The following is a 14,110-nucleotide window of genomic DNA, read 5'->3' as shown; positions in this document are numbered from 1 at the left end:
AGGGTCATTTTATTAGTTAAATGAAACACTGAGTCCACCGATGTACGACTTCAGTCCAGGGTATCCTGTTGGGGTCTCCGGATCAAAGTTGTAATCCCTTAAGAGCTTGCTGATGGTGACAGGATTCGTCGCACTCATAAACAGGCGCAAACGGCTCAGGTGTGCTCTTTTCAGGAATGCCTCAGGCAAAGAATAGCCTACTTCTATATTCCTGATGCGCAGGTAATTGTTTTTCTTTATCCAGAAAGTTGAATTCCGGTAATTATTGGTATTTGACTGGGTCGTGAGCCTTGGATAGGTAGCCGTGTTCCTTGTGTCAATACCTTCTGACGGATAATAGGCCCAGGCACCTTTGGCCATTGGGAAGGCATTGTTATTACTTACGAATGCCAGGGTCTGCGTGGCTGCATTTAGCAGATTGAAATCAGCACCAGCACCTCCCTGAAATAGGATCGCCACATCAAAACCTTTGTAATCCAGTGATGCATTAAAAGAATAATACAGAGATGGATAGGCCGGATGCCCGATTTTAGTCACGTCATTCTGATCCACGAATCCGCTATTGTCTAGGTCTTTGTATTTCAGATCTCCGGGCTGTACTGCACCAAAAACTGGTACTGGTTGTCCTGACTTTAATGTACCATCTGCATTGAAATCGTCTGTCTGGTAAAACCCTTCTGATATTAACCCCGTGGGCGTATTGACAGATAACCCTGTCGTTTTGCTAAAACTATTCACAGGCGCAATTTCAGCTTTATAGTCTACTGTGTTCTTATGATACAGCATGCTGCCCCCTACATGGTAACCCAACCCTTTCCATGTATCATGGTAGTTCATCGTGAGTTCAAATCCTTTATTCGTCATCTTCCCGATGTTCTTATACATCAGTGCCGTGCCAATAGTAGCGGCATAACTGGCCTGATCGTAGGTGATTATACCCCCACGTTTATCCATGTATGCATCTGCTATAATATCCAGTTTCTTAATCAGGGTCATATCAAAGCCGACATTATACTTCATGCTGTGCTCTGCAAAGATATCAGGGTTGGCTATATAGGTAGGTGCGATGGCTGTGTTAGAATTCAAACTGGTCACCCCCGTATAGAATGCGGTGGAGGTGCCATAATACTGCTGGTAAAGATACCTGCCCTGGGCAGAATTTTCATTTCCTGATTTGCCAGCAGAAGCTCTCACTTTCAGGTAACGAGGCGCTGTCAGTGCGATCCATCCCGCAGAGATGGCCGGATAGAAACCATGGTTCTGCCCTATAGCATAGTTGTCTGAACCGCTATATCCAAAACCAAAGCCCAACATATACTTTTCACGGTATGTATAGTTAATGGTGCCGCCTAAGTTCGTATAGTGATGGAAGATATTATTGCCTGTATTATATCCTGAACCATTGAAATTGCCATTCCAGTCTTCTATATAGTTGCTGGCAAAGTAATTCACCAGTGCATGTACAGCATGGGAACCAAAAGTACGGTCATACCCTGCACTCAGGTTCGCTTGTTTCCAGTCGTACTGGTTAGTCGGTGAACTGGCACTGGCTACAAGATCTGAAGTAACATCTGTTGTCGTTTGCACGCCATTATAATAACGTGCATAAGTAGCTGTTTTGCTGGCAGCGCTTCTGGTCCATGTATTGAAACTCACTGCTTCATTCAGGTATAACCCGGGAGTAATGAAATCCAGTTTTTCTTTCAGGTTAAAATTCGCCTGTAATGTTCTGTCATGTGTCGATGTCCAACCCAGTGCTTTCAGCGATGCCACAGGGTTATTTGAATAAACGGTCGTACCTGACCAGTTGCCCGTTTCATCTTTCACCGGGTACACATTGGAAGGGTATACTGCCATATTATTCCATAAGCTCGGACCGTTGAAGTTCGGATATCGCCTGTCTTCAATACGGCCACCCAGGTCTACCCTGGCTTCGAATATTTTGAAGAAGCTAAAATCCAGGTTGGCCCGCAGGTTAAAGCGCTGGATCTGTGCATTTGAAGTAGTGGAATTTGTTTCCACATTATACAAACCCTGGTTCTTCATGTAATCTACGATGAGTGCATACCGGGTAGTCGTGTCACCGCCACTGAAAGTAATATTTGCATCTCTGAATACGGCGTTCTTTTTCAGAACCTCATCAAACCAGTCTATATCTGTACCAGTACCATTTTTATACGCCTCCAGTTGTGTGGTGGTATACTTTGGCGTGTAAATATATTGATGGTTGTTTACTGCGTACAGGTCATTGCTCACTGCCTGATTATAGAGCCGTGCATAGTCATAAGACCGCAATGGTTTATTGATATTTTCCGCCTGTTGTACGCCATTCCTCACCTGCACCTGTACGGTGGGTTTGCCTGCATGGCCTCTTTTTGTAGTGATCCATAGTACGCCGTTTGCGCCACGCATACCAAAGGCAGCAAGTGCAGCGGCGTCTTTATATAATTTAACTTCCGCAATTTCTATGGCAGATAAATACTGGAAGTAGGTATTGTTCACCTGAAATCCATCTACAAATATGGCGAGGTCATTATTATCGTAAGTGCCCATGCCGCGAATTACAAAGCTGGCATTGTCATAGCCCGGCTCGCCGCTGGCCTGTTCGGTAATGATACCTGGCAGACGGCCATAGAAGGTATTGGTGATATTTGCAGCCGGTGTCTTGTATAATTCCTCCCCGGATACCTTTGACACGGAAGCCGTAGGTATCGAATCCGGAACGGATTGCGCCAGCACTTTACCGGAAAAGGCCAGCATATATAGTAGCGTTCTGTAGCGCATGTTCAATAATTTTTAAAGCGTGATTAGTAGCCGGGATTCTGAATCAGGGTACCCTTGTTGATTTCCGTTTGCGGGAAAGGATTTAGGAACTGGCGGGGTGCCCAGAAGCCCTGGTACATTTTGCCATCATGATAGTCTGTATTACCTGTCATTTTTGAGCCTACATCACTGTTAAAATGCAGGGTACGAATCACGCCGCCAATCAGGCCATCGCCGATGTCAGTTCTTTTCCAGTGTTTGATATCATGCAGCCAATAGTTCTCATCGAAGAACTCTGCCGCCCATTCTCTCTGGATAATCTTTCTCAATTTTGCCTGATCGGTTTCAGTAATAGCTGGTAGGCCGGCACGCTGATGAATGATGTTGAGTTTAGCCAGTGCATTGGCAGATTGTCCCAATTCATTATACGCTTCTGCAGCAGATAAGTAATAAGCTGCGAGGCGGAAGATAGGGAACTCAAACCAGTTACGGGTGCCTGCTTTGTAATAGAACTTTACAGGTACTGCGGCTACGTTCATCGCCCATTGAAAGAGGTTGGAATTCGCCCAGTTATTATCATTCGGGTTGTTCCAGGTGTCAATTTCCCATGCTTTAAAGCTCGCTTTAAAACGGGGTTCCATCGCCTGCATACGGGTGGTGTAGTCAGAGAAGGCCGTGGTGGATGTTGGCCATACCTGGTCGGTTCCATCTGCTTTGTAGTAGTTCTCAAGATAACTGGTGGTGAGGCCGTTCCCATATGCCTGCCAGTTATGCATGTTGTAAAACGTGTTCATGCCACTACCACCGGCATCGTATTTAAATGCCAGTATGATCTCGGCATTGGCAGGGGTGGAGGTCGCTGTTCCATAATCATCCAGCGGATTGCCGGTATTGATGATCTTAATACCTGCATTGTTCTCTGCTTCTTTGATCACAGCTTCGGCAGCGGTGGCAGCCGTTTGCCAGCGGGAAGCATCTTCATTGCCCATGCAAATGAGGTTATTATTTGCTCCCAGATCCAGGTAAGGCGTAGCCGTATTAAAGAGTGGACGTGCCGCGTATAACAGCGCTTTTGCTTTGATGGACAAGGCGGCGGACTTCGTCATCCGGCCGGTCCAGGTAGCAGACCATACGGCTGGCAATACAGCTGCTGCTGCATCACACCAGCTACTGATAGAATCTATTACTTCCGCTACAGGAGCACGGGGAATATTCAGATCATCGTTTACCGTCAGTGATTTGGTCACGATAGGAACCCCTCCGTACATGATCACCATTTGTTCATAGTCGTAAGCGATCAGTGCCAGCATTTCTGCTTTCACAATGGCTTTGTCAGCGGCCGTCATGTCGGTAACCTTGTCGATGTTTTCCCTGACCAGGTAGGCTTGTCTGATGGCGGTGAAATTATAGGCGTAGCCATCCATGTCTTCCGTATTGCCTGTTGCTGTGAGGCCGGTACTGGTGGCAATACCATAGCCCCATGTCCAGGAGAAGCCATAGGTAAGGGCACCGGATATATTGTCCTGGATGAGTGAGTTCCAGTAAGCCTGGTAGGGCAGACCCTGGCACAGCACTTTCTTATAGGCGTTGGCGATAGCTCCCTGCGCTTTGATAGTTGTAGAGAATATCGAATCTGTCGTTGTTGTATTGGAGATGGGCATTTGCAGAAAGTCCTTCTGGCAGGCAAACAGCAACAGCACCATGCATATAATATAGTAAGGTTTCATCTCAAATGTTTTTAGTGGATCAGAACTGGATATTGGTACCAAAGTTGAACGTGCGGGTCAGCGGGTACATATATCCCATACTGTTCTTGCCATCGTCCGCCAGCTCAGGGTCAATGCCTTTCATCACTTCTTTGCTCCAGGTAATGAGGTTATTACCATTGGCATAGAAACGGATACTGCGAATATGCGCACGCGTGAGTAATGCCCTGTCCTGGATGCTGTAACCTATTTCAAGGTTCTTAAGACGCTTGAAGTTATTAGACTTGAGCCAGAAGTCGCTGAACAGGTTATTGGGTCCGGAACCACTGAAAGAGAAGGAGGGATAGGTGATCTTTTCACCTTTCTCATACTTTTCCTGTGTCCAGTGACCATCGTAGTAAGGCTGGAATACAGCGCCAACGTTCTTGGCAAACGGGGTACTCAGCACATAGCCGGATTGTGGGAAAGAACCCTGTGCTGTACCGATAAACAGTGCAGAGATATCAAAACCTTTATAAGAGAAACCGATAGTCAGGTTGTAGGCTATGCGTGGCAGGTTGGAGTAACCGATAGGCACCTGGTCTTTGGTATCAATGATGCCATCGCCGTTGATATCCTTGTAACGGATATTGCCCAGTCTTGCCTGGTTGCCGTTCGTATTATACGGGCGGTTATTCAGTTCTTCGGTCGTGTTGAAGAAACCATCCCATACATAACCTTTGTACTGCCCAATGCTGTAGCCAGTCTCGTTCATCCATGGGTACTGGTAAGACGGTTCTGCCATGTATTCAATCTTATTGCGCGCATAGGAGAAATTGCCACGGAGGAAATAACTGAGTTTACCAATATTATCATTGTACCCTAGCTCTATCTCATAACCCTGGTTGCTGACGCGGCCAATATTCGCAGGAGGTACAATAGAAGAAGACACCCCATAGGTAGCCGGTATGGTTTGCAGGTTCACGAGGATGTTATTCCTTTTTTCCCTGAAGAGGGTAGCAGAGAGGGTGATCTTATCCTTCCACAAACGTAGGTCAGCGGCAAGGTTTAGTTTCTTTGCACGTTCCCAGGTCACATCAGGATTACCCAAAGTGGTTTCGCTGGCGCCGGAGAAATAAGGGTTTGCACTGCTGCCATTGCTATTGCCAAAATAGTAACCGCTTGAACTGGATGACCAGCCATTGGGCAGGTAGAGATAGCGGCGAGTTCCCAGCCTGTCGCTACCCACTTCTCCATAGGAGCCGCGAAGTTTGAGCCAGGTAAGCACATCGTTCTTAGGATAGAATGGTTCTTTTGTTACGACCCAACCTGCAGATACAGCGGGGAAATAACCAAAGCGGCGCTTAGGTGCGAAGTTTTCAGTACCATTCAGGCCCATGTTGAATTCCAGCAGGTAGCGTTCACTAAAATTGTATGTAACACGGCCTACCAGACCCATTAAACCGGAGGGGGTGTTATATGCCAGGTCGTGTGCCGTGTACTTCTGGGCATTGCCAAGGAATAACGCGGACACGTTGTGGTTGCCAAAGCTGTGGGCGTAGTCGATAGAAGCTTCCAGGTATACTTTGCGCCAGGCACCATTACCCCAGTTGTCGGAGGTGTAGTCAGGGTTTAACTGACCACCGGCAAGCACAATGTTGTTAGGATTGTTGGGATCGCGCATGGCTTTGTAAAGCGGAATACTGGTAGTTTCGTAGAAGCCTTTCGTATAACTGTCATCGTAGGCGATCTTTCCATTCAGATTCAGTCCCGGGGTGATGTAGTCCATCTGGTGCTTCAGGTTCACAGTACTGGTGAGGGTAGTGATATACTGGTTCAGCGTACCGGCACTGAGGAAGTCACTGATGGGCGAAACACCACTGCCACCTTTATCTACAAGGGGATTGATGCCATCGCCGGAGGTGCCGATAAACCCATTCACCAGTTTACCATTAACGAAGTTGGGCCCTACGAACGGACTACTTTCAAAGATCTTCTGGATGATGAGCTGGTAGCGATCGCCCTGGTCCGAAGAGCTATAGCCGCCGGAAGGCACATGTCCAACGGTTGATTGCCCTGCCAGGTTCACACTGATCTGGAAGTTTTTGAATACGTCGATGTCGAAGTTGGATCGGAAGTTATAACGTTTGAAGTTCGAATTCGTATTAGCACCACCGTAGTTGTAGTCGTTGAGAATACCTTGCTGGTGATAGTAACCCAGCGAAGCAAAGTACCTTACTTTTTCAACCCCGCCGGATATATTCATGTTGTATTGTTGTTGCTGGCCCTTACCTCCGAAGATTTCCTTGAAATAGTTATGGGAAGTGTAGTACAGGGCGGGGCTGTTGGCCAGTGCCTGTCTGTCGCTGCTCCCTATTTCAAGGCTGTTGATTTCGTCCGTCGTATAATCCCTGTTATTTTTGAATTTCCACAATTCATTGTCGGTGAAGAGCAGGTTATCGAAGCTGCTGTTGCCGGCGGCTTCCGCGTTGCGGACACCTTCATTGCGGAAGAGGGCATATTGGTAGGAATTGAGAATGGGCAGGAGGGAGGTCGCGTTTGTAAAACCTCCATTGGCGGTGAAACCGAAGGTAGGTTTATTGAGTTTCCCTCTTTTGGTGGTGACGATGATAACACCGTTCGCACCCCGGATACCATATACAGCGGTAGCAGAAGCATCTTTCAGGATAGAGATGCCTTCGATTTCGTTCGCATCCATGGCATTGAGCACCACGTAAGGTTGCTCTGCCGGTTGCTGTATACCATCGATTACGATGAGCGGATCCTGACCGTTTAAAGTTGCAATACCACGAATGTGGATGGTTGCAGCATTCTGCCCGGGTTCACCGCTGGACTGTACGGCACTGATACCGGAGGCACGGCCCACAAGCATATTGGTGATGTTGGACACGGGGGTAGAGACGAGCTCTTTGCCGCCAACAGTAGAAATAGCCCCTGTCACGGTAGGCGCTTTTTGTTTGCCGTAGCCTACAACCACCACTTCGCCCAGTGCTTTATCTTCCGTGACGAGGTTGATGTTGAGAATAGGACGTGCGTTGACATTCACTTCCTGCCGGTGGTAACCGATGAAGGAGAAGATCAGGGTAGCATTGTCTGGTACAGTAAGTTTGAAGTGACCGTTTTCGTCTGTTTTGGTAGCGATGTTGATATTGTTCTTTTGGTAGACGCTCACGCCGATGAGCACTTCATTGCCGGAGCGTACCGTACCGCTTACAGTAAGGGTGCTTTGCCCGTAGGTGGTGGGTGATCCTATTAGTTGAAGAAATAGGAGGGCTACCGACCATTGTAAGAGTAGTCGTTTTATCATGATGTAGAAATTGTTTTTACAAAATGGAATCCCCGATTAGTGGTTGTTTGCAAACGTTTGCATCATTCGATATAAAAAGGTAGCGAACGTAATCGTTTACAATTCGTTTCATAATAAAACAGTTTTTCGCGTAGATGTAATAAAGGATATTGTCCCTTGGTTGAATTAAAGTAATCGTTTACAATTGTTTTCATAACTACAGTTGGATGATGCTGGATGGAAAAGTATTATGAAAAATGGAGAGGGTATTTGCGGGAATTAACAAAGAATAGCAGGATTTTAGCCGATGGGGTTGCTAAAATGATTTAGTTTTTCCTTAGATTGCTTTTTATGTCCAAAACTGTATTGATCCTCGGCGCCAATTCTGATGTGGCGAAAGAAGCTACTTTATTATATCTCGTAAAAGGATATCAGGTGATAGCAGCATCCCGTAGTACTGCAGCGATAAAATCGTTTATGGAAGCAAAGCATGTTTCCAATAGCCGCCTGACCATCTGTTATTTTGATGCCATTGCTTTTGAAACACATGCGGCTTTCTACGCTGCATTACCTGCAAAACCCCATATCGTTGTATATGCAGCCGGTTTTCAGGTCGTGAATGAACAGGCCCTGACAGATTGGGAAGGAAGTTATCGGATGATGCAGGTACACTATGCCGGCGCTGTATCCATCATTAATATCATTGTAAATGACAAGGGAAATGATCATCTGGAACGGATCATCGGGTTATCTTCATTATCTGGTGTGCGGGGACGAAAAAGTAACTTTATTTACGGTAGTACAAAAGCGGCATTTACGCAATACCTGGCAGGGATGAGACAATATTTGTTTGCCAGAAAGATAGTGGTCAATGTAATAGTAGCAGGTTATATACGCAGTAAGATGACGGCCGGACTTGACCTCCCGGCGTCTTTATTGATGGAACCTCCGTTTATTGCGCGTGAAATTGTAAATGCCGGTAATGGGTTTACGATTGTACCGGGCATAAAATGGAAACTTATATATCAGGTATTGAGATGGATGCCTGAAAAGTTGGTGGCAAAATTGCCATAGTTTTAAAAGGTCTTTCTTTCTATATCCTCCTTACACCCCCAAAATCCGCCCTTACGTCAAACTAATTTCCCCCTCCCTGCCTCCAACGCTAATTTGCCTGTATAAACTCAAACTTATGCAATTAACTCCCCGTCAGGCATGGTTAGACTGGCTCCGGATCCTCGCTATCTTTGGCGTGCTTATCTTTCATTAATAAGATATCAATTGTATGACCAGCAACTAACGGTACCTGTCAGACAGGAATTGAATTACCTGGAGAGTTTTATCAGCCTGCAAAAATTACGTGCCTCTGAAAAGCTATCATTGAGTGTGTATATTGAGAAGATAGATTTTCTTGATCTGAAAGGCGAGTGTGAAAATGCCATAGAATTGAACTCGTTGCTAAAACAACAACAGGTAGATGTTTTATTCCTGGATATTGAGATGCCTTATATGACAGGTATTGAATTATTAAAAAACCTAACTCGTCCGCCAAAGGTTGTATTCACAACTGCATACGAAAAATACGCTGTGCACGGGTATGAACTGGAAGTACTGGATTATTTACTAAAACCTATTTCTTTTGAACGCTTTCTCAAAACCGCCAATAAGATCTATGATCATTTCCAAACCCAACCATCCACAAGCGATTACTTGTTTGTAAAAGTAGATAGCAAGCTGGAAAAGATCAGCGTGAATGACATTCTCTTTGTCGAAGCCATGGAGAATTATGTTGCTATTCACGTACCTGACAGAAAGATCATTACGCACCTTACATTAAAGATGTTGCAGGAGCACCTGCCCGCAACATCCTTTGTACAACCACACAAGTCTTACCTGGTGGCCATCGGCAAGATCAATAGTATTGAAGGCAATACGCTGTATGTAGGTGCTTTTCAGATCACTGTTTCAAAATATCAGAAGGAAGAAACACTACAACGCATTTTACATAACCGTTTCCTAAAGCGATAAGGCCGTAGCCACATTTACCACACCCCAGCCAAAAGAACTATTGCGGGTCACAGGGTAGGAGCCTGCTCTCCGCATCTTGCTGATAATGCTATCCCTTGGATACCCCGGGTTTTTACTCCATATCAATGCTGCGATGGCCGAACAGCTGGCCGTCGCTACTGATGACCCGCCTACTGTGGAAGGTACATCGCCGCTCATCGCAATACTCAATGGATGCAAACCGTTACTGGCTTTTTCCATCACTATTGTAAAATCTACTTTGCTCCCTACATGACAGTCATCACAACGTGTGGTCAGGTTATCTTTTACCCCCGTTACTGCATGTACCTGTGGCTGATTAGCCGGGAAGATCACGCCCACAAAACTTGCAAAGAATGAAAAAGAAGTACCTGCTGCACAGAACATCAATTTTTGTTTGCTATCAGCATAGGCAATCGCATCTTTGATCTGGCCATAGCTAAAAATAGTACCCAAACTCATACTGATGATCTTTACATCCGGATCATCTGCACCTAGTACATAAGCATCAGTTACACCATTCACGGAATTTGAAGAGAGGATCACCACATTTTCAGCCGCATGTACCATGAGCAGATTACAATTGTAGGCAATACCTGCCGTATTGCCATCTGTGCCGCGTGGCCCTGCCAGTACACCCGCCATACTGGTTCCATGCCCGCAATCGTCATTGGTGGTCGCTCCGGAATAAGTCACCGCACGGGTAATGCTTCTTCCCGAAGAGTATCCCTGGTTGAATGTGGAGCCTAAGTTTTCCTGCGCATCACTGATACCTGTATCAATGATCATAACCTTGATATTCGCCCCGGTAGATTGTGACCATGCCTCAGGAATGTGGTGATAGGTGTAATTCCAGGATTGTTTAGCTGCGGGGAGTATCGAAGTATAATCAATATTTGTTTGGGCTGTATTACTCCCGCAGCCGAAATTTAATAGGCTACTGGCTGGCCTTGCATTAGCCTGACTATAAGCGCCATAGCCAATAGGATCTGCATAACGAACAAATCCACGCAGTGCTTTGATGGTAGCATAATTACCTACTTTCAGATTAAGAAATGGCAATTTCCCTTCTTTGAATGGATAAATAAGCGCGCCTTCATGTTCCCGTACCACTTTTAATACTTTCTCCTTATCGCCGGTATTATAGCCTATGCTTAATACACTATCTGACTGGATCAATGCACTCCACAACATACTATCATTGGCCATGGTCCAGTCGAAATGATCCTCCTCTTTAAGCCGTTGTTCAATAAAATCATTGATAGCAGATTTCGGAATTATAGTGTCAGGATTTGAATTGTTGATAGTAGGAAGCATATCCTTCCGGGAACAGGCGCTGAGTGCCAGCAGGCACAGAATAGGGTAGATGGGTTTCATAACAAAGGATTTATTCAGAAGTTACGAAAGTTTTATGGAAAATTTCTGTTTGCAACAAAGTTGCATATCTTTGCTGCAAACAACACATATCATCATGACAGACCGTTTGCCTGTAACGGTACTCAGTGGTTTCCTGGGTGCCGGTAAGACTTCTTTGCTCAATCATATCCTGCATAATAAAGAAGGCCTGAAAGTGGCCGTTATTGTCAACGATATGAGTGAGGTGAACATAGATGCCCAACTCGTAAAGAATGAAAATACCCTCAACCGAACAGAAGAAAAACTCGTAGAGATGAGCAACGGCTGCATCTGCTGCACCCTGCGCGAAGACCTACTCATTGAAGTAGAAAAGCTGGCCAATGAAAAGCGGTTCGACTATTTATTAATAGAAAGTTCCGGTATCAGCGAACCTCTTCCCGTAGCGCAAACATTTACCTACGGCACGCTCGATGAATTGTCCAGACTCGATACCTTAGTTACTGTTGTGGACTCTTTCAACTTCCTCCAGGACTATGGCAGCACCCGTATTCATGAAGAGCGGACTGTGGTGAACCTGCTTACTGACCAATTGGAATTTGCGAATGTCATTATATTAAATAAAACAGACCTGGTCACACCAGAGATGTTAGGCACTTTAAAAGCCATGGTTAAAAAACTCAATCCCGGTGCAAAGATCATCACCAGCGAATTTGGAAAAATTGCCCCTGCTGACATACTGAATACTCACTTATTTGATTTCGACACCACCAGTCAACAAGCCGGCTGGATGGAAGAACTCAACAAAGAATACCACACACCGGAAACTGAAGAATACGGCATCAGCAGCTTTGTCTTCCGCAGTCGTGAACCCTTTCACCCAGGCCGCTTCTGGCGATATTTAAACGAGGAATGGCACTCCGGCATTATTCGCAGTAAAGGTCTCTTCTGGCTCGCTTCCCGGCAGGATGACGCTATTAACTGGAGTCAGGCCGGTGGTAGTCTCCGCGCTGAAAAAGCCGGTGTATGGTGGTGCAGTATGCCCTACAAAGACCGCATCCGCTACGCCAGCTTCCTCGATTACAAGGAAGAAATAGAAAGCAGGTGGGATAAAAATTTTGGAGACCGATACAATGAACTGGTTATCATAGGCAAGGATATGGACAAGGATCTAATTACCATAGAACTTGAAAACTGTTTATGCACACCTGTGGAAATCGCAGCAATGCAAAGAGGACAAAGGTTTTCAGATGAGTTTCCCTTGTAGTTAACTTAAACATAACATACAACCATTTTTTTCGATAATAATTTCGCATCGCTTTAGAGCTCCGTCTTATATGAAGAATTTGACCGATGCGGAATTATTATCCTTAGTTCAGCAGGAGAATGATGAGAAAGCTTTTGCCATACTTGTATTACGTTACAATGTAGCGTTGTATAAGTATATCTATGCCCGCGTGCGATCGGAAGATGACTCCAAAGATATACTGCAGGAAGTACTGATCTCCTGCTGGAATAACCGGTACAACATTCAAAACCCCGAAAAAATCTTCAACTACTTGTGCCGTGCCGCCTACTATTCTGTAATAGACTGGCAGATAGCACATAAAAAAATATTAGCGCGGCAAACTATCTTATTAGAAAAAGACGAACCCAGTACTTTCCCTGTCGAGAACCAGTTGATAGCCGGCGAAATGCGGGAAAAGGTGGATACTGAAGTCGCAAAGATGAATGATACCATGCGGAAAGTTTTTATTTCCAGCCGCTGGGAATCCAAGTCTATCCGCGAAATAGCCCAGGAATACGGACTCTCAGAGCAAACCGTAAAGAATACCATATCCCTTGCCCTCAAAAGGATCCGCCTCCGTTTACAAACAGACCATTGGCTCTCCGTTTACATTCTGTTAACATTGTGTTCACAATTCCTTAACGGTACCGCTTATATGATTTAGAGACTATACTGATGAATGCACACATCATCAGACAAAGCAGAGATATTATCGCTTTTAAAAAAGTACAGAGCCGGTGAAGCTACACCGGAGGAAGCTGCCCGTATCAGGGAGTGGTTTGATTCTTTCGAAGAATTACAAGACGATCCGGCATTTACCGATGCTGCTAATGACGCTGCCCTGGAGGCTTTGGAGCGCATGTTCCATCCTAAAGTGAAGGTGCACGTATTGCCCCGCATCCTGAAAGTTGCCGCCGTATTTATATTAGTATGTACGTCTGTCCTATTTATATATAAACAATTACACCAGCCTCCTGCTCCCATTACATATGCATTGTTGCAGGCAGGAAAAGCTGAGCGTAAAAAAATCACCTTGCCTGATGGTAGCATCGTGACCATCAATGCGAATACACAACTCCGCATCCCGTCTGACTTTGGCGTACATGATCGTGTACTCGAACTGACAGGTGAAGCCGTGTTTGATGTAGCGCACCAGACTGCAAAACCATTTATTGTTCGTAGTGGAAACCTGCAAACAGTAGTATTGGGTACTTCCTTTAACGTGAAAGCCTATCCCGGTGAAAAAAATGTTGAGATTGCGGTATTGACCGGTAAGGTAAGGATCGAGAAAAAGGCAGCCGCCCAAACTACTGTACTCTCTGCAGGTTTGACCCAGGACCAGGTACTAACCTACAATGAAGAACACGACTCCTTAAGTATAGGTACAGGAAAGTCAAATGAAATTGCCGCATGGCAGAACAATGTTTTCTACTTCGAACAAGCCAGTATTCAGGAAATAGCCGCTGTTTTAGAACGACAATACAATATCCATATCACACTGACAGGACAAGCCAGACACAATTGTAAATACACACTACAGTTGAAGAATGAAACGGTAGAGAATGCCATGAGATTGCTGTCTCAGTTATCCGGCATTACCTATCAGATTAATCATAATGAAATTAAAATCAATACAGCATCATGCGAATAAGATGTAAAATGCCAACAAAT

At 45.4% G+C, this 14,110-nt stretch carries 9 protein-coding genes; 5 read left to right on the top strand and 4 right to left on the bottom strand.

All coding sequences use genetic code 11. The features are described 5' to 3' along the window. Positions 1-12 precede the first annotated feature (12 nt). From SIO70_RS21960 to SIO70_RS21950, 3 genes are read right to left on the bottom strand one after another with little or no spacing between them, the layout of a single operon-like run. On the bottom strand, positions 13-2,784 hold the full coding sequence (locus SIO70_RS21960) for a SusC/RagA family TonB-linked outer membrane protein (RefSeq protein ID WP_320574338.1): 2,772 nt from the start codon (positions 2,782-2,784) through the stop codon (positions 13-15). 23 nt (positions 2,785-2,807) lie between these two features. Then, positions 2,808-4,490 carry a RagB/SusD family nutrient uptake outer membrane protein gene (locus SIO70_RS21955; protein ID WP_320574336.1) on the bottom strand — a complete coding sequence of 561 codons (1,683 nt, stop codon included), beginning with the start codon at positions 4,488-4,490 and terminating at the stop codon, positions 2,808-2,810. Between the two features lie 19 nt (positions 4,491-4,509). Continuing rightward, positions 4,510-7,776, bottom strand: a complete 3,267-nt coding sequence (locus tag SIO70_RS21950; protein ID WP_320574334.1) for a TonB-dependent receptor — start codon at positions 7,774-7,776, stop codon at positions 4,510-4,512. A 330-nt stretch (positions 7,777-8,106) separates the two neighbouring features. Between SIO70_RS21950 and SIO70_RS21945 the strand changes: the two genes are divergently transcribed. Next, positions 8,107-8,829 (top strand): SDR family NAD(P)-dependent oxidoreductase, encoded by a 723-nt coding sequence (locus SIO70_RS21945; protein ID WP_320574332.1) that lies wholly within the window; start codon positions 8,107-8,109, stop codon positions 8,827-8,829. Between the two features lie 138 nt (positions 8,830-8,967). Continuing rightward, positions 8,968-9,780 carry a LytTR family transcriptional regulator DNA-binding domain-containing protein gene (locus SIO70_RS21940; protein WP_320574330.1) on the top strand — a complete coding sequence of 271 codons (813 nt, stop codon included), beginning with the start codon at positions 8,968-8,970 and terminating at the stop codon, positions 9,778-9,780. Here the strand turns inward: SIO70_RS21940 and SIO70_RS21935 are convergent. Further along, the gene (locus tag SIO70_RS21935) at positions 9,769-11,175 is read right to left on the bottom strand and encodes a S8/S53 family peptidase (protein ID WP_320574328.1); all 1,407 of its coding nucleotides are present in this window, start codon (positions 11,173-11,175) and stop codon (positions 9,769-9,771) included. The two genes, SIO70_RS21940 and SIO70_RS21935, sit on opposite strands and share 12 nt — an antisense overlap. A 94-nt stretch (positions 11,176-11,269) precedes the next feature. On the opposite strand from SIO70_RS21935, the gene SIO70_RS21930 reads away from it, so the two are divergent. The 3 genes from SIO70_RS21930 to SIO70_RS21920 all read left to right on the top strand — a co-directional run bounded on the left by SIO70_RS21930 (position 11,270) and on the right by SIO70_RS21920 (position 14,090). Beyond that, the gene (locus tag SIO70_RS21930) at positions 11,270-12,418 is read left to right on the top strand and encodes a GTP-binding protein (protein ID WP_320574327.1); all 1,149 of its coding nucleotides are present in this window, start codon (positions 11,270-11,272) and stop codon (positions 12,416-12,418) included. Between the two features lie 70 nt (positions 12,419-12,488). Then, on the top strand, positions 12,489-13,103 hold the full coding sequence (locus SIO70_RS21925) for an RNA polymerase sigma factor (RefSeq protein WP_320574325.1): 615 nt from the start codon (positions 12,489-12,491) through the stop codon (positions 13,101-13,103). Positions 13,104-13,118: 15 nt separating this feature from the next. After that, entirely contained in the window at positions 13,119-14,090 is a 972-nt protein-coding gene (locus SIO70_RS21920) for a FecR family protein (protein WP_320574323.1), read from the top strand. Positions 14,091-14,110 lie beyond the last annotated feature (20 nt).

This window comes from Chitinophaga sancti (assembly GCF_034087045.1).
GTDB classification, from domain to species: Bacteria; Bacteroidota; Bacteroidia; order Chitinophagales; family Chitinophagaceae; genus Chitinophaga; species Chitinophaga sancti_B.
The sequence above is the reverse complement of the archived record's forward strand: the minus strand, read 5'-3'. Positions and strand labels throughout refer to the sequence as shown.

Excerpts from the sequence above, each read along its gene's own strand:
- SIO70_RS21960 (WP_320574338.1), bottom strand. The coding sequence starts at position 2,784 with ATGCGCTACAGAACGCTACTATATATGCTGGCCTTTTCCGGTAAAGTG.
- SIO70_RS21955 (WP_320574336.1), bottom strand. The coding sequence starts at position 4,490 with ATGAAACCTTACTATATTATATGCATGGTGCTGTTGCTGTTTGCCTGC.
- SIO70_RS21950 (WP_320574334.1), bottom strand. The coding sequence starts at position 7,776 with ATGATAAAACGACTACTCTTACAATGGTCGGTAGCCCTCCTATTTCTT.
- SIO70_RS21945 (WP_320574332.1), top strand. The coding sequence starts at position 8,107 with ATGTCCAAAACTGTATTGATCCTCGGCGCCAATTCTGATGTGGCGAAA.
- SIO70_RS21940 (WP_320574330.1), top strand. The coding sequence starts at position 8,968 with ATGGTTAGACTGGCTCCGGATCCTCGCTATCTTTGGCGTGCTTATCTT.
- SIO70_RS21935 (WP_320574328.1), bottom strand. The coding sequence starts at position 11,175 with ATGAAACCCATCTACCCTATTCTGTGCCTGCTGGCACTCAGCGCCTGT.
- SIO70_RS21930 (WP_320574327.1), top strand. The coding sequence starts at position 11,270 with ATGACAGACCGTTTGCCTGTAACGGTACTCAGTGGTTTCCTGGGTGCC.
- SIO70_RS21925 (WP_320574325.1), top strand. The coding sequence starts at position 12,489 with ATGAAGAATTTGACCGATGCGGAATTATTATCCTTAGTTCAGCAGGAG.
- SIO70_RS21920 (WP_320574323.1), top strand. The coding sequence starts at position 13,119 with ATGCACACATCATCAGACAAAGCAGAGATATTATCGCTTTTAAAAAAG.